General features: G+C 60.3%; 19 protein-coding genes and 2 tRNA genes. 13 read left to right on the forward strand and 8 right to left on the reverse strand.

Annotation, left to right across the window (positions count from 1 at the left end; translation table 11 throughout):
• Nucleotide 1: 1 nt before the first annotated feature.
• Together HCR76_RS07360 and HCR76_RS07365 are read right to left on the reverse strand one after the other, a co-directional pair.
• The gene (locus HCR76_RS07360; RefSeq protein ID WP_166989606.1) at nucleotides 2–1234 is read right to left on the reverse strand and encodes a serine hydrolase family protein; all 1233 of its coding nucleotides are present in this window, start codon (nucleotides 1232–1234) and stop codon (nucleotides 2–4) included.
• 57 nt (nucleotides 1235–1291) lie between these two features.
• Nucleotides 1292–1633, reverse strand: coding sequence for a metallopeptidase family protein (locus HCR76_RS07365; protein WP_166990346.1), 342 nt, complete (start codon nucleotides 1631–1633; stop codon nucleotides 1292–1294).
• Nucleotides 1634–1730: 97 nt separating this feature from the next.
• Here HCR76_RS07365 and orn point away from each other — a divergent pair, with 97 nt between their 5' ends.
• The 3 genes from orn to HCR76_RS07380 all read left to right on the forward strand — a co-directional run bounded on the left by orn (nucleotide 1731) and on the right by HCR76_RS07380 (nucleotide 2922).
• A complete protein-coding gene (gene orn / locus HCR76_RS07370; protein WP_166989608.1) occupies nucleotides 1731–2351 on the forward strand; it encodes an oligoribonuclease in 621 nt (206 codons plus the stop codon).
• Between the two features lie 50 nt (nucleotides 2352–2401).
• Nucleotides 2402–2477 (forward strand) — tRNA-His (locus HCR76_RS07375).
• Nucleotides 2478–2754: 277 nt separating this feature from the next.
• Entirely contained in the window at nucleotides 2755–2922 is a 168-nt protein-coding gene (locus tag HCR76_RS07380) for a DUF2207 domain-containing protein (protein WP_166989610.1), read from the forward strand.
• A gap of 348 nt (nucleotides 2923–3270) precedes the next feature.
• Here the strand turns inward: HCR76_RS07380 and HCR76_RS07385 are convergent, their stop codons facing one another.
• A complete protein-coding gene (locus HCR76_RS07385) occupies nucleotides 3271–4110 on the reverse strand; it encodes a class I SAM-dependent methyltransferase (protein ID WP_166989612.1) in 840 nt (279 codons plus the stop codon).
• Nucleotides 4107–4760 (reverse strand): TetR/AcrR family transcriptional regulator, encoded by a 654-nt coding sequence (locus tag HCR76_RS07390; RefSeq protein WP_166989614.1) that lies wholly within the window; start codon nucleotides 4758–4760, stop codon nucleotides 4107–4109. The genes HCR76_RS07385 and HCR76_RS07390 overlap by 4 nt, the downstream gene beginning before the upstream one ends.
• A gap of 199 nt (nucleotides 4761–4959) precedes the next feature.
• On the opposite strand from HCR76_RS07390, the gene HCR76_RS07395 reads away from it, so the two are divergent.
• From HCR76_RS07395 to HCR76_RS07405, 3 genes are all read left to right on the forward strand, one after another.
• Nucleotides 4960–5032 (forward strand) — tRNA-Arg (locus HCR76_RS07395).
• A 43-nt stretch (nucleotides 5033–5075) separates the two neighbouring features.
• Nucleotides 5076–5876 (forward strand): YggS family pyridoxal phosphate-dependent enzyme, encoded by an 801-nt coding sequence (locus tag HCR76_RS07400; protein ID WP_166989616.1) that lies wholly within the window; start codon nucleotides 5076–5078, stop codon nucleotides 5874–5876.
• On the forward strand, nucleotides 5873–6694 hold the full coding sequence (locus HCR76_RS07405) for a PfkB family carbohydrate kinase (protein WP_166989618.1): 822 nt from the start codon (nucleotides 5873–5875) through the stop codon (nucleotides 6692–6694). The genes HCR76_RS07400 and HCR76_RS07405 overlap by 4 nt, the downstream gene beginning before the upstream one ends.
• 2 nt (nucleotides 6695–6696) lie before the next feature.
• Here HCR76_RS07405 and HCR76_RS07410 read toward each other — a convergent pair whose 3' ends face one another.
• Together HCR76_RS07410 and HCR76_RS07415 are read right to left on the reverse strand one after the other, a co-directional pair.
• Nucleotides 6697–7071 (reverse strand): RNA-binding S4 domain-containing protein, encoded by a 375-nt coding sequence (locus tag HCR76_RS07410; protein ID WP_235934039.1) that lies wholly within the window; start codon nucleotides 7069–7071, stop codon nucleotides 6697–6699.
• A gap of 10 nt (nucleotides 7072–7081) precedes the next feature.
• Nucleotides 7082–7939 (reverse strand): SGNH/GDSL hydrolase family protein, encoded by an 858-nt coding sequence (locus tag HCR76_RS07415; RefSeq protein ID WP_166989622.1) that lies wholly within the window; start codon nucleotides 7937–7939, stop codon nucleotides 7082–7084.
• A gap of 110 nt (nucleotides 7940–8049) precedes the next feature.
• On the opposite strand from HCR76_RS07415, the gene HCR76_RS07420 reads away from it, so the two are divergent.
• From HCR76_RS07420 to HCR76_RS07435, 4 genes are all read left to right on the forward strand, one after another.
• Nucleotides 8050–8667, forward strand: a complete 618-nt coding sequence (locus HCR76_RS07420; RefSeq protein WP_235934040.1) for a CDP-alcohol phosphatidyltransferase family protein — start codon at nucleotides 8050–8052, stop codon at nucleotides 8665–8667.
• A 38-nt stretch (nucleotides 8668–8705) separates the two neighbouring features.
• Nucleotides 8706–9188 (forward strand): FHA domain-containing protein, encoded by a 483-nt coding sequence (locus HCR76_RS07425; protein WP_166989624.1) that lies wholly within the window; start codon nucleotides 8706–8708, stop codon nucleotides 9186–9188.
• Nucleotides 9188–9889 carry a transcriptional regulator FtsR gene (gene ftsR / locus HCR76_RS07430; RefSeq protein ID WP_166989626.1) on the forward strand — a complete coding sequence of 234 codons (702 nt, stop codon included), beginning with the start codon at nucleotides 9188–9190 and terminating at the stop codon, nucleotides 9887–9889. The genes HCR76_RS07425 and ftsR overlap by 1 nt, the downstream gene beginning before the upstream one ends.
• Nucleotides 9890–10026: 137 nt before the next feature.
• Entirely contained in the window at nucleotides 10027–10572 is a 546-nt protein-coding gene (locus tag HCR76_RS07435; protein WP_166989628.1) for a MerR family transcriptional regulator, read from the forward strand.
• A gap of 110 nt (nucleotides 10573–10682) precedes the next feature.
• Here the strand turns inward: HCR76_RS07435 and HCR76_RS07440 are convergent, their stop codons facing one another.
• Nucleotides 10683–11525, reverse strand: coding sequence for a ParA family protein (locus HCR76_RS07440; RefSeq protein WP_166989630.1), 843 nt, complete (start codon nucleotides 11523–11525; stop codon nucleotides 10683–10685).
• Nucleotides 11526–11602: 77 nt separating this feature from the next.
• Here HCR76_RS07440 and HCR76_RS07445 point away from each other — a divergent pair, with 77 nt between their 5' ends.
• From HCR76_RS07445 to def, 3 genes are all read left to right on the forward strand, one after another.
• Entirely contained in the window at nucleotides 11603–15007 is a 3405-nt protein-coding gene (locus tag HCR76_RS07445) for a pyruvate carboxylase (RefSeq protein ID WP_166989632.1), read from the forward strand.
• A 106-nt stretch (nucleotides 15008–15113) separates the two neighbouring features.
• Nucleotides 15114–16601: a MinD/ParA family ATP-binding protein gene (locus tag HCR76_RS07450; protein ID WP_166989634.1), complete on the forward strand. Its 1488-nt coding sequence runs from the start codon at nucleotides 15114–15116 to the stop codon at nucleotides 16599–16601.
• 15 nt (nucleotides 16602–16616) lie between these two features.
• Nucleotides 16617–17108 (forward strand): peptide deformylase, encoded by a 492-nt coding sequence (gene def / locus HCR76_RS07455; RefSeq protein ID WP_166989636.1) that lies wholly within the window; start codon nucleotides 16617–16619, stop codon nucleotides 17106–17108.
• A 62-nt stretch (nucleotides 17109–17170) separates the two neighbouring features.
• Here the strand turns inward: def and HCR76_RS07460 are convergent, their stop codons facing one another.
• Entirely contained in the window at nucleotides 17171–18991 is a 1821-nt protein-coding gene (locus HCR76_RS07460) for an AMP-dependent synthetase/ligase (RefSeq protein WP_166989638.1), read from the reverse strand.
• Nucleotides 18992–19129 lie beyond the last annotated feature (138 nt).

The raw sequence follows: 19129 nt of genomic DNA on the forward strand, positions 1-19129 counted from the left end.
GTCAACCGGCGAAGAACTGACCAAAGAACGCGGGAATGAGCTCGAACGGGTGCCCGAGCTTCCACAGTACCTCGGGTGACTGGATCGTCCTGTCGATCTTCACCGGAATCTCCACGACCGATGTGCCCTCCGACACCGTTGCCGTCGCGACGATGTCACCCTGGGTGGCAACTGCGAAACCATCGGTCTTCACATGAACGGTCGGCTTTCCGGAGACCCAGCGTGTCGCTGTCGCTGACGAGCCGATCACACCGGTGGCTTCCTCACCCCACTGCGTTGTGAACGTGGCGACGGGAGTGTCGCGAGGAAGCACAGGGCCCGTGTGCACTCCCTTCTCTGCGCTGTCCATGAGAGCATTTATCGAATCGTCCAGCGACGCCCAATCGGGCATGCGAACAAATGCACCGTAAAACGTGTACTCATCGTCGTCGACTGTGACGGTAGCCGCGAAGAGCAAGCAGATTCCCGCTTGAGTTGTGAAGCTGCGTGAGATGCCGGTGACTCCGCGATCGGCCATGTACGACGTGGTGTTCTCGACCCCACGGGTCTGTGCGATTCCTGACACCTCGTGGGTGAGCACCGTGGGGATCACCGGATTCGCCATCGCCAGCGCGGCCAGGCGAGACAGGTCGGATGCCGTCGACACGTCGTCGGACGACAGGCCCGTCGCATCGACAACGGCGGTGTCGTCGAGTTCGTGTTCATCGAGCCACATTGTCGCCTCATCGATGTATTTATCGACGGAGCCGAACGCCCATGCCGCGAGGGTATCTGCGTGATTGTTGCTTGAGCCGAGGAGAACGGCCTGAAGCACTGCTCGTTGAGACCACGTGTCGTCTGTGTACACGGTCACGGCGCGTGCACCGGCATCCTGATAATTGTTGTAGCTCTGAAAGTCACGCGACGTGATCGGCACGGTTTCGCCATCGCCATCGGGAGTCATGGGCTTGGCGTCGAGCACGACGAGAGCCAAGAGAACCTTAGCGATTCCCGCCATAGGCACTGATTCTGTCTCCCCAGACTGCGCAAGCACGGGGCCCTTCGCCGATTCGGTGATTGCTGTCGCGCCGACGTCGGGGAGGACAGGCGGCGTGCCAGTGCTGTCAAGTTCAACGCTGCGAGAGGCCATTTTTGCATCGGGAAGCGGGGCGAGAAGCGTCACCGGCCCGTAGAGGCCGACGGCGAGAATGACGAGCACGCCGACGAAGATTCCGAAACCACGCAACACCCGCATCTGCACCCCTCACCATCCCGTGTGATTCGAGGCTAACGCGGTGAGAAGCAAGCGCGGCTACGCCCAGCCGAGACGGTGCAACTCTGCGTCGCCAATGCCATAGAAGTGCGCGATTTCGTGCACCAACGTGATGTGCACCTGATTGCGAAGCTGCTCTTCGTCATCCACAATCGCCAACAGCGGGCGTCGGTAGATGCTGATGGTGTCGGGCAGCTCACCGAAGCCATACTGGCCCCTTTCGGTGAGCGCTACCCCGTGATAGAGGCCGAGCAGCGACATCGATCCGTCTTCTGGAAGATCTTCGATGAAAATCGCTACGTTCTCGAGCCCTGACAGCATGTCGTCTGGAAGCTGGTCGAACTCGTCACTGACCAGTTCTTCGAACTCGTCGGCACTCATCTCGTACACAGCCACCCCATTCGCTTGTCGCGTCAGCTCCACCCTATGCGCGACGGCGACGGCGCGGTGTGTCTGCTACGGCGGATAGCATGGGGATATGAGCAATCTCAGCGACCACTTGGTGTGGATCGACTGCGAGATGACTGGGCTCGACGTTTCTGTCGACGAGCTGGTCGAGGTCGCGGTCGTCATAACGGATTTCGATCTCAATATCATCGACGAGGGCTTCGACATCGTCATCAAACCGAATGACTCGGCCCTGTCGAACATGAATGATTTCGTCACCGAGATGCACAGAAGCTCTGGTCTGCTCGAAGAGATCCCCAACGGCGTCAGTCTTGCTGACGCTGAGTTCCAGGTGCTCGAATACATTCAGAAGCACGTTCCCGAAGAGCGCAAAGCGCCGCTCGCCGGAAACACGATCGGCACTGACCGTGCATTCCTCGCGCGGTACATGCCGCGTCTCGATGCTCACCTGCACTATCGCAACGTGGATGTCTCGTCAGTCAAGGAGCTGTCACGCCGGTGGTTCCCGCGCGCGTACTTCAATGCGCCGAAGAAAGATGGCGGGCACCGGGCACTTGCTGACATCCTTGAGTCGATCCGAGAGCTGCAGTATTACCGCAAGATCGTGTTCGTCCCGGAGCCCGGGCCGACGTCTGACGAGGCAAAAGCAGTGGCGAAGTCGCTCGAGTCGCAAACCACTCCGAAGGTGTAATACAATCGTGGGGTTGCTGTTCTTCACCACCACGTGAAGGGCAGCGCATGGTGGGTATAGCTCAGCTGGTAGAGCGCCGCGTTGTGGTCGCGGATGTCGCGGGTTCAAGTCCCGTTACTCACCCCAATTTTTTTGCAGACACGTTGGTCGAACTGGCGAGTAGTCTTCTATTGATCCGCCGCGTCGCGACGGCAGCGCTCGCGGACTCGATGATCCGCTCCCACGCATCGGAATCGACAAACGTATCGTTCACCACGTCTGCGAATAAACCGGACCCCGACATTTACCCTGTCAACATTTCCGAGCGGCGGCGAAGTTCTGCGTCGTCAACTGACAGAGCAGGGGTTCCTAAAGCGTCAACGAAGCGAGAGACTGAACATCACCGACAAATACAGGGGGACCAATGTTCGGGTTCATCATCACACTGCTCATCATTTGGCTGGTCTTGGCGGTCCTTGGGTTCGTGATCAAGGGACTCGTCTGGCTCGCAATCATCGGCATCGTTCTCTTCGTCGCCACACTGATCTGGGGATTCATTCGCCGGTCGATGGCGAACAAGAACACACCATAGACGCTGAAACGAGCTGCCCCTGCCGTTCGCCTAAAGGCTGATCGCAGGGGCACTTTCGTCATTCTTGAGCGGGAACGAACGTGAGTTCCGCTTCTTGGTCTCGAATGCGTTTCTTTACGGTCGCGCGGTGTACAGAACCGGCGACGAGCGTTGTCGGGACGCGAGTTGACCAATTGTCGATCTTCACTTCAAAATCTCCGCCTTTTCCATCAACGTAAAGGGTGGTCGCCGTGATACCGTCACGCGACGTCCCGGGTCTCACAGTCGGCGGTGGTTGTGGTGGCGTCGAAGCTGGTATGTCGCATCGTGGCCCCCATTCTCGCAGTGATCGCATTCGGCCGGGTCGAGTCAAAAACGGTACAGCAGCACCCCGGCGTCACTCTTTGCGGCAAGGGCGGGAAACCAATTGAGCACTCGGCACGCGATACGCTGCCCGACCGGCATTCGTGCGACGTAGGGTGACGTGCTCAGCATCGATCTCTCTGCCAGTCGCAGGCGCGAGTCCCAGAGCTCGGGTGTTCGCGGATCATCGAACGCCGCCCCCATGTCAGGCATCAAGCCGATCGCCTTCATCGCCGTGATTTGTTTGAGGAGTCGGGCAGCGAGCGTCGTGTAGCCGTTCAGCCCAATCTCACCGGAAGGGAAATGGTCGATCAGTTGACGTACCAGGGTTCTCAAGCGGTCCTCCTGGATGAACGGAATGAAGCCGTCGGCGATGACAAATACCGGCCGACCGGTCGGCAACTCATCGACCCAGCTGCCCTCGGTCGCGTCGCCTCGCACCTCATGCACCGTTCCGGTCAAGGAACGAGGGGTCGACAATCGGGAACGGAAGCTCATGACGGCGTCGAAATCGACGTCATACCAATCGACCCCGTCAGGGGGTGAGACTCTCCGCGAGCGATCGTCGAGGCCGCATCCGAGGTCGATCACGACGGCATCTGGATGACGCCGAATGAAGTCCCGACACCAATCATCGAGCTGCTTGCCGCGAATCGCGACCGTGAACTTCTCTTTCACCGGCATCCGGAGCGCGTCGAAGTCGTAGTCGACTCCGTCGAGAACACGCACAGACCAGAAGTCATCCAGGATCGGTTCACGCGAGTCCGCATCACGGGCGCGCGAGACCACCGTGAGGTAGATGGTCTTCTCAACGGGGGTGAGATCGGGCGCGGTGACTCTGTTCATCGGGCGTCTCCCTGCTCGACCAGGCCGTCCGCGACGAACCCGGAGACAAATTCCCACTCGGCCGTTTGCGCAACGGGGCTGCCATGTCTCGACAGGGAGGCGAAGTGGGTATGCGGCACGTCGAACGTCATCGCGAGCTGAACAGCGGGCGACGGCGTCGATCGGATCCAACCGTGCTCGGCGGCATCCTCAAACAAAGCGAGCAGAGTCGAGCCCGGCTCGTCGATGGAGTCGAGTGCGGCCTGACGAAAGGCAACCCACCCGGAGGCCCGCTCCCAGTGCAGTATCGCCGCAGCCTTGGGATGCTGCACCAAGAAGGCGATGTTGACTTCCACGAGCCGTCGCACGAGCTCGTGGAACTGCGCCGAAGAGCGCGGCTTATCCGTCGACGTCACACGGGCGACAAATGTGGCGCGCGTAGCGGAGGCATCCTGGCGAACCCTCTCCAACACGGCTGCATAGAGCCCTGCTTTGTCGTCGAACCGCTGGAAGAGCAGGGCCTTGTTTGTGCCTGAATCGAGAGCTATGCGGTCGACCCGTGCGCCCGAGAAACCGCTTTTGGCGAACTCTGTCTGCGCGGTTTCGAGAATCTGAGCCGTCGTGCGGGCAGCATTCCTGGTGCGGCGAGGCCGAGAGAGTTGATTCGTCACATCATCTCCTAATAAGTAACCAGTTACTTATTAGGATCCCTCTCTTCTCCGCTTTCGTCAATCCGAGAGCGGATCGAACGGCGTGGTATGACAGGTCTTTTCGTCTCATACGCTGCGTGTGTTGTGACGTGAGCGCTTCGACGAGCCGACGCCGGCAGTTGCGCATCACGCGCGAGCCTGCGGTATTCTGAGTTCGTGCGCCTCCGTAGCTCAGGGGATAGAGCAGGAGCCTTCTAATCTCTTGGTCGCAGGTTCGAATCCTGCCGGGGGCACAGAGAACCATCGGCCCGACGGCCAGAAATGTGAGAACCTTCCGTGACTGATCAGCCGGACGCTGTCTCGTCGACGTACGCGACAGCCGAGACGACAGCGCAGTTCGCCGAGAACATTCGCGACGTGCGCACTCGAATCGATGTCGCGGCCCAACGGGCAGGGCGAAGCTCAGCGGATGTGCGCCTTCTCCCGGTGTCGAAGACGGTGCCCGAAGAACGGATCCGGCTCGCCGTCGAGGCGGGCGCGACATTCCTCGGCGAGAACAAGGTGCAAGAAGCCTTGCGCAAGTCCGAGAACCTCGCCGACATTGTGGAGCTCGATTGGGCGGTGATCGGCCATCTGCAGACGAACAAGGCAAAGTACGTTGCCCGATTTGCCGCGGAGTTCCACGCGCTTGACAGCATGCGCCTCGCCGAGGCTCTGCAGCGCCGGCTCGACATCGAAGATCGCACTCTCGAGGTGTACGTACAGGTGAATACCTCGGGTGAACAGAGCAAGTTCGGGCTCGAGCCTGCGGATGCCGAGGGTTTCGTGCGCGAGCTGGCATCCTTCGATCGTCTGAATGTTGCCGGCTTCATGACGCTCGCCGTATTCAGCTCAGACGAAGAACGTGTGCGAAGGTGTTTCACCGTCTTGCGTGAACTTCGTGATCGGGTGTGCGCAGAGGCACCGGGTGGGTTGCAACCCCACGGCCTCTCGATGGGAATGTCGGGAGACTTCGAGGCGGCCATCGATGAGGGCGCAACAACGGTGCGTGTCGGTCAGGCCATCTTCGGCTCCCGTGCCCTCCCTGACAGCTATTACTGGCCGACGGGAACGGGCGACTTAGAGGGCTCCGCATGACGGTTGAACCCACGGTGCTCACGAGCGGCTGGGAGATGGACAGGCGCCCGGTGGACGCCGTGGTGATCAGCTCCCAGGTCACCTACGGGGCAGTCGGAAATGCGGCGACGGTCCGTGTGCTGACCGAAGCCGGACATCGCTGCGTTCACGTTCCGACAGTGATCCTCGGAACGCTTCCGCATTACCCTCGGTTGCACGGCGGAGCACTTCCCGATGAGTGGCTCGTCGGCATCCTCGATGACCTTCTTGATTTGGATGCACTGCAATCAACGAAGTATGTTCTGGTGGGCTACCTCGCTCACGCGGGACAGGCCCGAATTCTCGCAGAGTGGTTCACACGGCTCCGCACACGGGCGCCTCACGTTCAGCTCGTCGTCGACCCGGCGATGGGTGACGACGATGTCGGAATGTACACGGAGCCTGCTGTCGCCGAATCGTACGGCGTCCACCTGCTGCCGCTCGCCGTCGGACTCACCCCCAACCGCTTCGAGCTCGGTCTCATGACGGATGCTGTCGTTGACACAGCGGCGTCCATCGAGGCTGCCGCTTTGCAATTGCTACCCGCTGGCGGGTGGGTGATCGTGACGAGTGTTGACGGCAGCAATGATGGCTCGGTGGGAAATCTCATCATCACTGCCGAGGCGACCACGCCGGTTGAACATGCGCGAATCGAGACGAGGGCAAAGGGAGCGGGGGATATCTTCGCCGCAACGGTGATTGCGCGTCTTCTAGCCGGAGATTCGGTTGCTCGCGCGGCGGACGTTGCCGGGTCGGCGGTTGCACACGCCATTCAGCGCGCCGAGGGGCTACTCGACTGAGGTCAGATTCGGCCGCGGAGCTTCTCGATAGCGCGTCGGTCTCGTTTCGTCGGCCGACCGGTTCCTGGATCTCGAACGACTGCGGCAGGGGCCTCGGTCTTCGCCGGCCGTGGGGGAGTGCTGTCGATCAGGCATTCGGCCGCCACGGCAGCCGAGACGCGCTTGACGATCGGCTTAGTCACGGTGACGATGCGTTCGTATCCGCTTCGCTTGATGCGAACTTCATCGCCCGGCTTGACGTGCTGCGCAGGCTTTGCACGGTCGCCGTTCACGCGAACGTGACCGCCCTTGCAGCCCGTTGTCGCCGCCGACCGCGTCTTTGCGAGTCGAACGGCCCAGAGCCAGCTGTCGACACGCACGGAGCCTGAGGTTTCCATTGCCACGAGTCTAGGCGGCAGCATCCGCAATCGCCGAGAGAACGACGTCTGCGGTGAACTGCGACCCTGCGGTGTTGGGATGCAGCCGATCGTCGAACAGAAGCTGATCGAGATTGTCTGACTCAAGATAGGCGTCGTAGACGTTGATGAGCAGCACATTGCTGAGCGGCTGCGCCCATTCAGTGATTCCCGTGACAACATTCTCGAACGGTTCCTTCCACCGATCGAATCGTGGGTTCTCCAAAATCACCGCATAGCCGATCGCCTCGTCCCACCGAGCTTCGACTGCGGACATGAACGCCTGAATCTGAGGAGCGGCACTGTCAGGGTTGCGCACGTTATTGAGACCGTGATTGATGATCACGGCATCCGGCTGCTCGGGCATGAGCTGGTCGAGATGCTTCAGTGAGTACGCGGGGGTCTTGCCTGAAGCCGAACCGTTCCACACGATGATCGGGGCGCTCCCGGCACCGCCGTTAGCGCGAGACGTCAGATCGTATTTGTGGGTGCGCTCATTCCAGAAATGAATGACGAGAGGGCGTGACATCGACTCGGCCAGAGTGTGAAAGGCGCGATCCACCCACTCTCCAGGGGCATTGCCGGTTGAGTCGCCGGCAACGGTAACGACGAACGGAGTGGTTGTGTCGTTGATTCTGCTCCATGCGTCACCGAACCGAACCGAGGCCAGCACTGCTGAGCCACCGGAACTCGGGTCTTGCTGGGCCACGGTAACCGAGGGGGAGTCCGATGGTTTCACTGTGGCAAACACCCCGGTGACTATGGATGCTGTCACGACGGCGCACGCGAGAATGGTGGCGATCTTCCAACGAATGGAGCGCGAGCTGTGTTCGGCATCCGTTCGAGGCATGCATATAGGGTACGCACGCGCGAGCGGTTTCCCCGAATTGAGAATCACCCTTGTTTGGGGGACGCGCGCGCATTGAGGAGTTCATGAGACATGATCGCTAAACTCGCAACGTGGGCAAATCGAGTGGCGACGAGGTGAGCGATCGCATTGTGACGCTTCCCAACCTGCTGAGTTTTCTGCGGCTGGGGCTCGTCCCGGTGTTCCTCATTCTTCTAGTCGAGGGCAACGATGTCGCCGCGCTGATCGTGCTCGGTGTCTCCGGACTCACTGATTTTCTCGACGGGTTTCTCGCACGTCGACTGAACCAAGTGACCCGGCTTGGGCAGATTCTCGACCCAGCCGCAGATCGGTTGTACATTGTCGCGGCGTTGCTCGGCCTCGGATGGCGCGACCTAATTCCCTTTTGGCTGGCAGTCGTGATCATCGCCCGCGACGTCATGCTTCTCGTGCTCGGGGCGGTTCTCGCCAAGCACGGCATCGGAGCTTTGCCCGTCGTGAAGACCGGAAAGGCGGCGACCGCGGCTCTTTTCATTGGATTGCCGCTCCTGATGCTGTCGGCAGCAGTGCCCAGTATCGGAAATATTGCCCTTCCATTCGGTCTGGGTTTTTCGCTGCTCGGAGCCGTGCTGTACTGGGCGGCTGGAATCATTTACATTATTCAAACGCGACGAATGATTCTTAACCGGCCTGTTCCAGAGTCTGGTTCATCAGATACGCTGGATATGTGAGGAGGACTACGGTGCCCCAACCCGAAAACAATTTCCCTATGACCAGTGTCATCAAGCGCGGTTCGTCGCCCGATGAGCAATCTGGTGGTGGGCTCAATGACACGACCGTCGGCTACGGCGAAGACTTCAGCAACGCACTAGCTGGCCTCGATGCCTCGGTTTCCCGAGAGGAGCAGGAGGCAATCGCGGCGCTGCCGTCAGGCTCTGCGCTGCTCGTCGTGCAACGTGGACCGAATTCGGGAGCACGTTTTCTTCTCGATTCCGATGTCGCTACAGTTGGTCGTCACCCCGAGGCAGATATCTTTCTCGATGACGTGACAGTCTCTCGCCGCCACGCCGAGTTTCATCGGTCAGGAAGCACTTTTGAGATCAGAGACCTCAATTCGCTTAATGGAACCTACTTTGACGGCGTGCGGATAGACACCGCGCTGTTGTCAGACGGTGCGGAAGTACAGGTGGGAAAGTACCGCCTCACCTTCTATGCATCGCGTCGTGATCTGCGAACGTCGACTGGAAGCTAGTGGCTGCGGGGGCGGCCAAGTCGCAGGCACCGGGGGCGCAACTCCTCAACATCGGACAGGTGCTCGCGCGATTGCGAACTGATTTTCCGGATCTCTCGAATTCGAAGCTCCGTTTTCTCGAAGAGCAGGGTCTCGTTTCACCGTCGAGAACGTCGAGCGGCTACCGCAAGTTCTGCATGAGCGATGTGGAACGTCTGCGGCTCATCCTGTCGATGCAGCGAGACCACTATTTGCCGTTGAAGGTGATTCGTTCGTATCTGTCAGAACTCGACGCAGGGCGGTCTCCGACATTCCCTGGTCTTCCTGATGGTGCGGCAACGCCGACGATCATTCCCGGCGGAAAGCGGTATAAGAAGAACGAACTTCTTCGTGAAGCACAGTCGCCGCCGTCACTTTTGGCAGAAGCCGTGTCGGCGTCATTGATCCAGCCGGGGGAGTCATTCGGCGACGATGCACTGACAATGCTCACGTCGCTTGTCGCGCTTCAGAAGTGCGGAATTGAGCCCCGGCATCTGCGAGGCTTCCGAACTGCCGCTGCGCGCGAGGTAGATCTCATCGAGAGCGCTCTGCGGCCCATGGTGCGGCGCCGCGACACGGCGAGCAGAGCGCGCGCGGCGGAACTCGCTGGTGATATTGCCGTCAATCTGGAATCCGTGCGGGCAAGTCTTGTGCGATCGGCACTAGGTCGAATCACTTCCTAGGCTTAGACTGTCGTCACAACAACTCCTGAACCCGACACGCCGATCTTGTTGAGGCGAATGTCGAACGGAACCTGACTGTGAGTCGATAGCGTAGGGAGTACGCACAGTTTTACGTGCGGAAGGAGCAAGGGAGAACGATGAGCGAATTGAGCCGCGACGACACCGCTCGCTATGACCTTGGTCTCCTCTTTACCGACGGACTCCCAGATCTCGACGCCGACGCTGGCTATCGTGGCGCAGTGGCGGCACGCGCTGCGGGCATCAGCTACCGTCAGCTGGACTACTGGGCGCGCACCGGACTCGTCGAACCCACCGTACGCAGTGCATCAGGTTCGGGCACGCAGCGCCTGTACGGCTTTCGTGACATTCTCGTGCTCAAACTGGTAAAACGTCTTCTCGATACAGGAATTTCGCTTCAGCAGATTCGCACAGCGGTCAATCAACTGCACGCCGCCGGCGTTCACGATCTGGCACAGACGACCCTCATGAGTGATGGCGCAAGCGTCTACATGTGCACGTCAAACGATGAGGTCATCGACCTCGTCAGCCGCGGCCAGGGAGTGTTCGGCATCGCGGTCGGCAAGGTACTGCGCGAGGTCGAGACAACTCTCGTCGATTTTGACCCCCAGGCACCTGACCCCATGGACGAGCTCGCTGCTCGCCGCGCTGCACGGAGCGCCTAAGCGCTGTTTCCACGCACCTCTGCGAGCCGTCGAGGACGCTAAAGCGGCCCGAACGATGATGTCGTTAACGCCGACGGGTGTGCGCGGTGCGCGCAACCCGAGACGCCACGTCAGGAAACGGGTTCGATGGGTTCCGGCTCGTCGCGAGCAGAGCCCTCTGCGTACTCACCGACACGGCCGGTGCGAAGCACACGCTCGAGTAGCTGATCGAAGTAGTGTGCGAGCTCCTGCGCACTGTCGCCTGGCCAGATGTGCAGGGGCTTAGCCGCCCCCTGCGCTTGCTGCAACGATGTGCGCTCAGGAAGCTGCGGGTTGAGAACAAGCGGGCCGAACATGTCGCGTAGTTCTTTAATGCGGAACTGGTGTTCCAACGACTGATTGCGAACGCGGTTCACAATGATTCCGAGTGGCTGCAGTCGAGGAGAGAGCCCGCGCCTGATCTCTTCAATCGCCCGGAGCGCGCGGTCGGCGGCCGCAACAGAGAACAGCCCTGGCTCCGTGACCACACTGACGCGGTCGCTTGCCGCCCAGGCCGTGCGCGTGAGCGCGTTGAGCGATGGGGCACAGTCGATGAGCACAAGGTCGTACTCATTCTCCACGTACGCCAGGGCCTCCTCAAGCTTCCAGATGTCGCGAATCGAAGGGTGGGGCCCGTCGAAGTTGATGGCAGACGGGCTGCCGATCATGACATCGAGCTTTCCGGGGTGCGTAGTCGTCCAGCCAGACGGTGCAATTGCTTGACGAACCGTCTTCTCCTTGGGGGAGGTGAGGACATCTGCGATGTTGAGTCGGCCAGCCAGCGAGATATCGAGTCCCGTCGACACATCGGATTGCGGGTCGAGATCGACAACCAACGTGCGGACACCCCGAGCGAACGCGGCAGACGCCAGTCCGAGACTGACTGTGGTTTTGCCGACGCCGCCCTTGAGGCTGCTGACGCTTAATACGTGCACAATCACATACGTTACCGTTACTAAGGTTGGAGAACCTAAATGTTGGCTGAGCACTGCCCGGCCAGAGAGGACATCGCGTGTTCACAAAGATTCTCGTTGCCAACAGAGGAGAGATCGCCATTCGGGCGTTCCGAGCCGCTTACGAGGTCGGTGCACGCACTGTCGCAGTCTTCCCATACGAGGATCGAAACTCGCTGCATCGCCTGAAGGCAGATGAGGCGTATGAGATCGGTGAGCCGGGGCATCCTGTTCGTGCGTATCTCAATGTCGACGAGATCATCAGAGTCGCCCGGCATGCGGGCGCTGACGCAATCTACCCCGGTTACGGATTCCTGTCAGAGAATCCGGAACTCGCCGAGAAATCGGCTGCGGCGGGGATCACGTTCATCGGGCCGGACAAGTCCGTTCTCGAGATGGCAGGAAACAAGGTGACTGCGAAGGAACACGCAATCGCGGCCGGTGTGCCCGTTCTGCGTTCCTCTCCGGCATCTGACGACATCGACACTTTGCTCGAAAGCGCTGATGAGGTGGGCTTCCCGCTCTTCGCGAAGGCCGTTGCCGGTGGTGGCGGGCGCGGCATGCGTCGTGTCGCTACGAAGAACGAGCTTGCTTCCGCGCTGTCCGAGGCAATGCGCGAGGCCGACAGCGCTTTCGGCGACCCCACAATGTTTCTGGAGCAAGCGGTCATTCGACCCCGGCACATTGAAGTGCAAATTCTCGCAGACGGTGAGGGGAACACGATTCACCTCTTCGAGCGCGACTGCTCCGTGCAACGGCGCAATCAGAAGGTTGTCGAGATCGCTCCGGCTCCGAATATCAGCGAGCAGCTTCGCGAATCGCTCTATCGCGACGCCGTCGCGTTCGCGAAATCGATTGGCTACGTGAATGCCGGAACCGTCGAGTTTCTCGTCGATACCGCGGGCGAGCGAGCGGGCGAGCACGTATTCATTGAGATGAATCCGAGAATTCAGGTTGAGCATACGGTGACAGAAGAAGTCACCGACGTCGACCTCGTGCAGTCGCAAATGCGGATCGCAGCAGGCGAATCTCTCTCTGATTTGGGGTTGGAGCAGGAGTCGCTCACGCTCAGAGGCGCTGCGTTGCAGTGCCGCATCACGACGGAAGATCCCACTCAAGGGTTCCGGCCGGACACGGGAAAGATCACGACATATCGTTCCCCAGGCGGCAGCGGTGTTCGTCTCGATGGCGGCACGATCAACCCCGGCGCACAGATCAGCCCGCACTTCGACTCCATGCTCGCCAAGATGACGTGCCGCGGCCGCGATTTCCCAACCGCTGTCGCGCGTGCGCGGAGAGGGCTTGCGGAGTTTCGCATTCGGGGCGTCGCCACGAACATTCCATTCGTCCAGGGAGTTCTCGACGACCCCTCTTTTCTCGCCGGTGACCTCAGCACTTCGTTCATTGACGAGCGGCCGGAGCTTTTGCAGGGACGCACGTCGAAGGACCGCGGAACAAAACTGATGAACTGGCTGGCCGACGTCACGGTGAACCAGCCGAATGGGCCGCGACCAGTGGGAATCAACCCAGCAGAAAAGCTTCCGAAGATCGATCTGCAGGGAGACGCTCCCGTGGGCTCGCGGCAGAAACTGCTTGAGCTTGGCCCGCGCAACTTCGCTATCGATCTTCGCGACCAGACGCCTCTTGCGGTCACAGACACGACGTTCAGAGACGCTCACCAGTCTCTGCTTGCAACGCGAGTGCGCACCAGGGAACTGCTTCGCGTCGCGCCTTATGTGGCGCGCCTCACGCCCGAACTGCTCTCTGTAGAAGCCTGGGGCGGGGCCACCTACGACGTCGCTCTTCGCTTTCTTGGCGAAGACCCGTGGGAACGATTGGAGAGTCTACGAGAGGCGCTGCCTAACGTTGCGATCCAAATGCTGCTCCGCGGGCGCAACACCGTCGGCTACACGCCGTATCCCACTCAGGTGACTGACACCTTCGTTCAGGAGGCATCCCGCACAGGCGTTGACATCTTTCGTATCTTCGACGCGCTTAATGACGTCGCTCAGATGCGCCCGGCGATCGAGTCTGTACTCTCCACGAATCGCTCCGTCGCCGAAGTCGCTGTGTGCTACACCGGAGATCTGCTCAATCCACAGGAAGATCTCTACACGCTCGACTATTACCTGCGCCTCGCCGACCAGATCGTCGAGGCGGGTGCGCATATCCTCGCGATCAAAGATATGGCGGGGCTCCTGAGGCCGGCCGCAGCGGCAACGCTCGTCTCGGCGCTGCGCGAACGCTTTGACCTACCCGTGCACGTACACACTCACGACACGGCCGGTGGTCAGCTGGCAACGCTGCTTGCGGCAGCGCAAGCGGGTGCGGATGCTGTTGATGTTGCATCGGCGCCCATGGCGGGCACAACGAGTCAGCCATCGGCTTCTGCGCTCGTCGCGGCACTGGCACACACCGAACGGGATACCGGCCTCTCGCTGAACAACGTTTCCGGACTGGAGCCGTACTGGGAATCAGTTCGGCATCTTTATCGGCCATTCGAGTCCGGACTGCCCGGTCCGACTGGGCGCGTGTACACGCATGAGATTCCAGGCGGACAGCTTTCGAATCTCCGGCAGCAGGCCATTGCCCTCGGACTGGAGAACGACTTCGAGTTGATCGAAGACATGTATGCGGCGGCCGATTCGATTCTCGGGCGCATTCCCAAGGTGACGCCGTCGTCAAAGGTCGTGGGAGACCTCGCACTGCACCTGGCGGCCGTGCACGCCGACCCGAACGACTTCGCGGAGAATCCTGGCAGCTATGACGTTCCCGATTCCGTCATCGGGTTCATGGCTGGAGAGCTTGGTGAGCTGCCGGGAGGTTGGCCCGAACCATTCCGATCGAAGGTGTTGAGTGGGAAAGACGTGCACATCGGCACCACCCCGCTCAGCTCCGACGACGAAGCACAGCTGAATGGGACACCAGCGCAGAAGCGTGCCGCGCTGAACCGACTGCTGTTTCCTGCGCCCACACATCAGTTTGAACAGCTACGTGAACTGTTCGGCGACTTGTCCGTGTTGGAAACCGCTGACTACCTGTACGGTCTTGAGCAGGGTCGGGAGACCTATGTGGAGATTGCCGAGGGAGTTCGGCTCTATGTCGGGCTTGAAGCGGTCGGAGAGCCCGACAACAAGGGAATGCGCACGGTCATGGTGATACTCAATGGCCAGCTGCGGCCGGTGTTTGTGAGGGACCGTTCCGTCGAGGTCGCGACGAAGGCAGCGGAAAAGGCAGACACAAGCAAACCGGGTCAGGTCGCGGCACCGTTCTCAGGGGTGGTGACGGTCAAAGTCAATCAGGGCGATTCAATTGAAGCGGGTCAAGCTGTGGCATCCATCGAAGCGATGAAGATGGAGGCCGCCATCACGAGCCCGATCGGTGGGACGGTTGAGCGCATCGCCATCAACTCCCCACAGCAGGTCGAGTCGGGTGATTTGCTCGTAGAGGTTATAGCATCCTGACGACTTCTCCGCGATCTGAATCGGCAGAAGGCTGATCGGGTCACTACACTGTTCACGGATTATCTTGGCGTGAAACGTCGCCACAACCCGAAGGAGCATCATCACCATGCCCTCGAAGCATGACGGAATCGAGAAGCCTGAGACGCCACACGGTGACGCAGCGCTCGCAGAGTCTGCCGAGAAGCCGCACGTGCGCAGCCAGACGATCAGCGTAACCATTCCTGCGTCGCGCGAAGAAGAGCTCGAAGATGACGATGTGATTCTCGACGATGTCGCGGTAAACCCAGCGGAAGCTGTTATTCCACCGAGTCGGCAAGGACCCGCTCCGCAAGCGGCGTCCACACCATCATCGTCGGCGAAGAAATCGTCGCCGACGAGATCTTCAGCTGCCTCGGGGCAACCTCAGAATGGCACGACCTCCGCGACCAAGGCGGCAGCGGCAAAGAAAAACGCACCGCCCAAGGCTCAGACTCCCACGAAGGATCCTGTGAGCGTGGGACCGTCTCCCGCGATGGAATCGAATCGTGCCTCTTCCGAAAAGAAGCGGGCAGCTCCAGTCACTCCCGCATCACCCACACCAGAGGCCGAGCAGACGACGCCGCAGAGCATGAGCGCACGCCAAACACCCAACGGGGGAGCAGAGAACGCGCAGGCACTCACGGCTGAACGACTTCTCGACGATCGAGGCTCACGACACCGCGCGCCAGATGGCACTGTGCAACGGGCGCTCTACGCGGCGAGCGGCCATCTGATCAATCTCGGTGACAGCAAGAAGGCGCGCGCACGCAAGGAGCTGACCCATCGCATTGCCAAGCCGTTCTCTGGATCAGCACGATTCGTCCCTGTGATCACTCGCAAAGGTGGCGTCGGCAAGACGACGGTGTCAATCCTTCTGGGAATGGCGCTTGCGGATGCCCGTGACGACCGAGTTATCGCTCTTGACGCAAACCCTGACAGGGGGACTCTTCACGATCGCATCGGCGGACAGAGCGACTTCACCGTTCGCGACGTCATTCGGCGTAAGAATGAGATTACAGGGTACACGGAGTTTTCGACGTTGGTAGCGCGGGATGAAACACGTCTTGACGTACTCGCGTCAGACCCCGACCCGGCCGTGACGACGGCGTTCGGAGACGATGACTACGGGATCGTTGCAACGCTGGCATCGCAGTATTATTCGATGGTGCTCACAGACTCGGGTACCGGAATGGTACACGACGTCATGCGGGCAACGATCGAGCATGCCGATAGCGTCGTGATCGTTTCAGGTACGAGCATCGACGAGGCACGGCTGACATCGGAGACGATCTCCTGGCTGGAATCCAACGGCTTTGCACAGCTGGCGAAGAACGCCGTCGTGGTGATCAACAATCGTTCTGCTGCGCGCTCGATCGTGAACGTTGACGAGCTAGAAGCACATTTTGCCTCGCGTGTTCGCGCTGTCGCTCGCATTCCATACGATCCAGAGTTAGCCTCGGGGTCTTCGATCGAGTTCGGCGCACTTCGTGGTGCTACCCGGCGCGCGGCCAGGCTGTTAGCGGCATCCGTTGTCGATGGAATTCCGACGCAGCGCCCAGCGCTCACCGCTCGTTGAGGGAGACTCAGTCACATGACCGAACGTGCAATTCGTCTTTTCGGGGACCCTGTTCTGAAATCGCCGTGCACCGAGATCACGACGATTGACGACGGCGTGAGGTCGCTCATTGCCGACCTTCTCGATTCGGTGCAGCTACCCGGACGAGCCGGTGTGGCGGCGAATCAGATCGGCGTTGGCGTGCGTGCGTTCAGTTACAACGTCGACGGTGTCGTCGGCTACGTGATCAATCCGACAGTTGTCGAAGTGCGTGGCGACAAGGAACTGATCGATGAAGGATGCCTGTCTGTTCCAGAACAGTGGCATCCCACCCCGCGGCATCCGTACGCTCGCGTGACGGGGATCGATCTTGAGGGCGCGCCCGTCACCGTTGAGGGCACGGGCGTGCTCGCGCAGGCTCTGCAGCACGAAGTAGATCACCTTGACGGGTACCTCTACATCGACCGGCTCGAGAAAGACGAACGCCGCGCAGCTATGAAGCAGGTGCGTGAGTCCGACTGGTTCTGACCAAAAGAGCGGCCTGAGCCGACGAGAGCGGCGCGCTGGTTGGCGCGCCGCTCTCGCTCCACCTAGGAGAGGGAGAGCCCTTGCGTCGGCTGAGGGGTTGAATACATGTTCTCGATGGCTTCGGCAAAGTCCTTCACGATCACGTTGCGCTTGATGCTCAGTTTCGGCGTGAGGTGTCCGGATGCTTCCGTGAAGTCGGTGTCGAGAATCTCGAACTTGCGAATGGACTCGGCTCTCGACACCCGGCTGTTCGCGGTATCGATGGCGCGCTGAACTTCCGCAATCACCGCAGGGTTGCGCGCAGCATCCGCCACAGACATCGTGGAATCCTCACCGTTGTTCTGAAGCCATGTGGGAAGCATTTCCGGGTCGAGCGTGACGAGCGCGGCGATAAACGGCTTCTGGTCACCAACAACGACGATTTGCCCGACGATCGGGTTGGAGCGAACGGGGTCTTCGAGCACGGCCGGGGCGACGTTCTTACCGCCCGCCGTCACGATGATCTCTTTCTTGCGCCCTGTGATGGTGAGGAACCCGTCATCGTCGAGGGTGCCGAGATCGCCGGTGCAGAACCAGCCGTCGTCAAACGACTCCGCCGTCGCCTCCGGGTTCTTCCAATACTCCTTGAAGACGTCGATTCCCTTCACCTGAATCTCGCAGTCTTCCGCGATGCGAACGCTCATTCCTGGCAGCGGCGGCCCGACGGTTCCGATCTTCGACGCGGAGGGAATGTTCACCGTTGCTGGTGCCGTTGTCTCGGTGAGCCCGTAGCCCTCGAGGATTGTGATGCCCAACGCATGGTAAAAGTGACCAAGCCGTGCGCCCAATGGTGCCGAGCCCGACACGGCGTAGCGCACGTTGCCGCCCATCGCCGCACGCAGCTTGGCAAACACGAGGCGGTCGAACAGCAAGAACTTCGCCTTCAGCCCGAACGGGACAGAACCGGCTTCCGCTGCCTTGCTGTACTCAATGGCAGTCGCGGCGGCCGTGCGGAAGATCTTTCCCTTTCCACCGGCTTCAGCCTTCTGCTCCGCTGAGTTGTATACCTTCTCGAAGACACGTGGAACGGCAAGTAGGAATGTCGGCTTGAAGGACCCGAGTGATTCGAGCAGTCGGCTCGTATCGGGCTGGTGTCCCACCTTTACGCCCGAATGTATGGCGAGCACGGCGATGAACCGCGCGAAGATGTGTGCAAGCGTTATGAAGAGGAGCGTCGACGCACCGGGAGCAACGACCTCTTTCATCGCCACTGCCGCGTTGCGCGAGAGCTCAACGAAGTTTGAGTGAGTGAGCACACATCCCTTGGGGGTTCCCATTGAGCCTGAGGTATAGATGAGCGTCGCCATGTCGGCGCCCTGTGCCAGGGAGCGTCGCCGCTCGATCTCATCGTCTGGCACCTCTGTGCCACTCTGCGCCAGCTTGTCGAGGTCGCCGAGGTGCAGCTGCCACACCGGACCGACATCGGAAAGCTCGCTGTGCACTTCGTCGAAGCGGGAGAAGTGATCCGGGGTCTCGACGATCATGGCTGTTGCGCCCGAGTCGCTCAGAATCCAGTGGATCTGCGACGGTGAGCTCGTGTCGTAGACAGGTACGAGAACGGCCCCAGCGAACCAGGTTGCAAAGTCGACAAGCGTCCATTCATAACTTGTCTTGCACATGAAGCCGATCTTGTCGCCTGGCGCAATGCCCGAAGCGACAAGCCCTTTGGCGAGTGCCATCACCTGGCGCAGGAACTCCGCAGCCGACACGTCAGACCATCCATCGCCCGAGGGGACAGAGAACAGCGGAGCATCAGGGGTTGCCTTGACCCGATCGATGAGAAGATCCGTTGCATTGGCAGCGGGATCTGCAGGGACAAGAGCGGGCACAGTGTGGTGATCCACAGTAGCTCCTTCGGTACGTGGGCGGGTACGGCTTCCTCTACTCTAAAGTGAGGATGCTTGTGTTGACGGGATCGGCAAACGCCACCCTGGGATTTCCTGCACAGAACCAGCAGGGTACAAGCAGTTTTTTGTGGGATT

The sequence above is a fragment of the Paramicrobacterium chengjingii genome (assembly GCF_011751765.2).
In the GTDB taxonomy this organism is placed as follows: Bacteria; Actinomycetota; Actinomycetes; order Actinomycetales; family Microbacteriaceae; genus Paramicrobacterium; species Paramicrobacterium chengjingii.

What these genes read in the sequence shown, in the direction of transcription:
- HCR76_RS07365 (WP_166990346.1), bottom strand. Translation starts at nt 1,633, where the DNA reads ATGAGTGCCGACGAGTTCGAAGAACTGGTCAGTGACGAGTTCGACCAG.
- HCR76_RS07385 (WP_166989612.1), bottom strand. Translation starts at nt 4,110, where the DNA reads ATGAACAGAGTCACCGCGCCCGATCTCACCCCCGTTGAGAAGACCATC.
- HCR76_RS07450 (WP_166989634.1), top strand. Translation starts at nt 15,114, where the DNA reads ATGCCCTCGAAGCATGACGGAATCGAGAAGCCTGAGACGCCACACGGT.
- HCR76_RS07435 (WP_166989628.1), top strand. Translation starts at nt 10,027, where the DNA reads ATGAGCGAATTGAGCCGCGACGACACCGCTCGCTATGACCTTGGTCTC.
- HCR76_RS07360 (WP_166989606.1), bottom strand. Translation starts at nt 1,234, where the DNA reads ATGCGGGTGTTGCGTGGTTTCGGAATCTTCGTCGGCGTGCTCGTCATT.
- HCR76_RS07415 (WP_166989622.1), bottom strand. Translation starts at nt 7,939, where the DNA reads ATGCCTCGAACGGATGCCGAACACAGCTCGCGCTCCATTCGTTGGAAG.
- def (WP_166989636.1), top strand. Translation starts at nt 16,617, where the DNA reads ATGACCGAACGTGCAATTCGTCTTTTCGGGGACCCTGTTCTGAAATCG.
- HCR76_RS07380 (WP_166989610.1), top strand. Translation starts at nt 2,755, where the DNA reads ATGTTCGGGTTCATCATCACACTGCTCATCATTTGGCTGGTCTTGGCG.
- HCR76_RS07405 (WP_166989618.1), top strand. Translation starts at nt 5,873, where the DNA reads ATGACGGTTGAACCCACGGTGCTCACGAGCGGCTGGGAGATGGACAGG.
- HCR76_RS07425 (WP_166989624.1), top strand. Translation starts at nt 8,706, where the DNA reads ATGACCAGTGTCATCAAGCGCGGTTCGTCGCCCGATGAGCAATCTGGT.
- HCR76_RS07410 (WP_235934039.1), bottom strand. Translation starts at nt 7,071, where the DNA reads ATGGAAACCTCAGGCTCCGTGCGTGTCGACAGCTGGCTCTGGGCCGTT.
- orn (WP_166989608.1), top strand. Translation starts at nt 1,731, where the DNA reads ATGAGCAATCTCAGCGACCACTTGGTGTGGATCGACTGCGAGATGACT.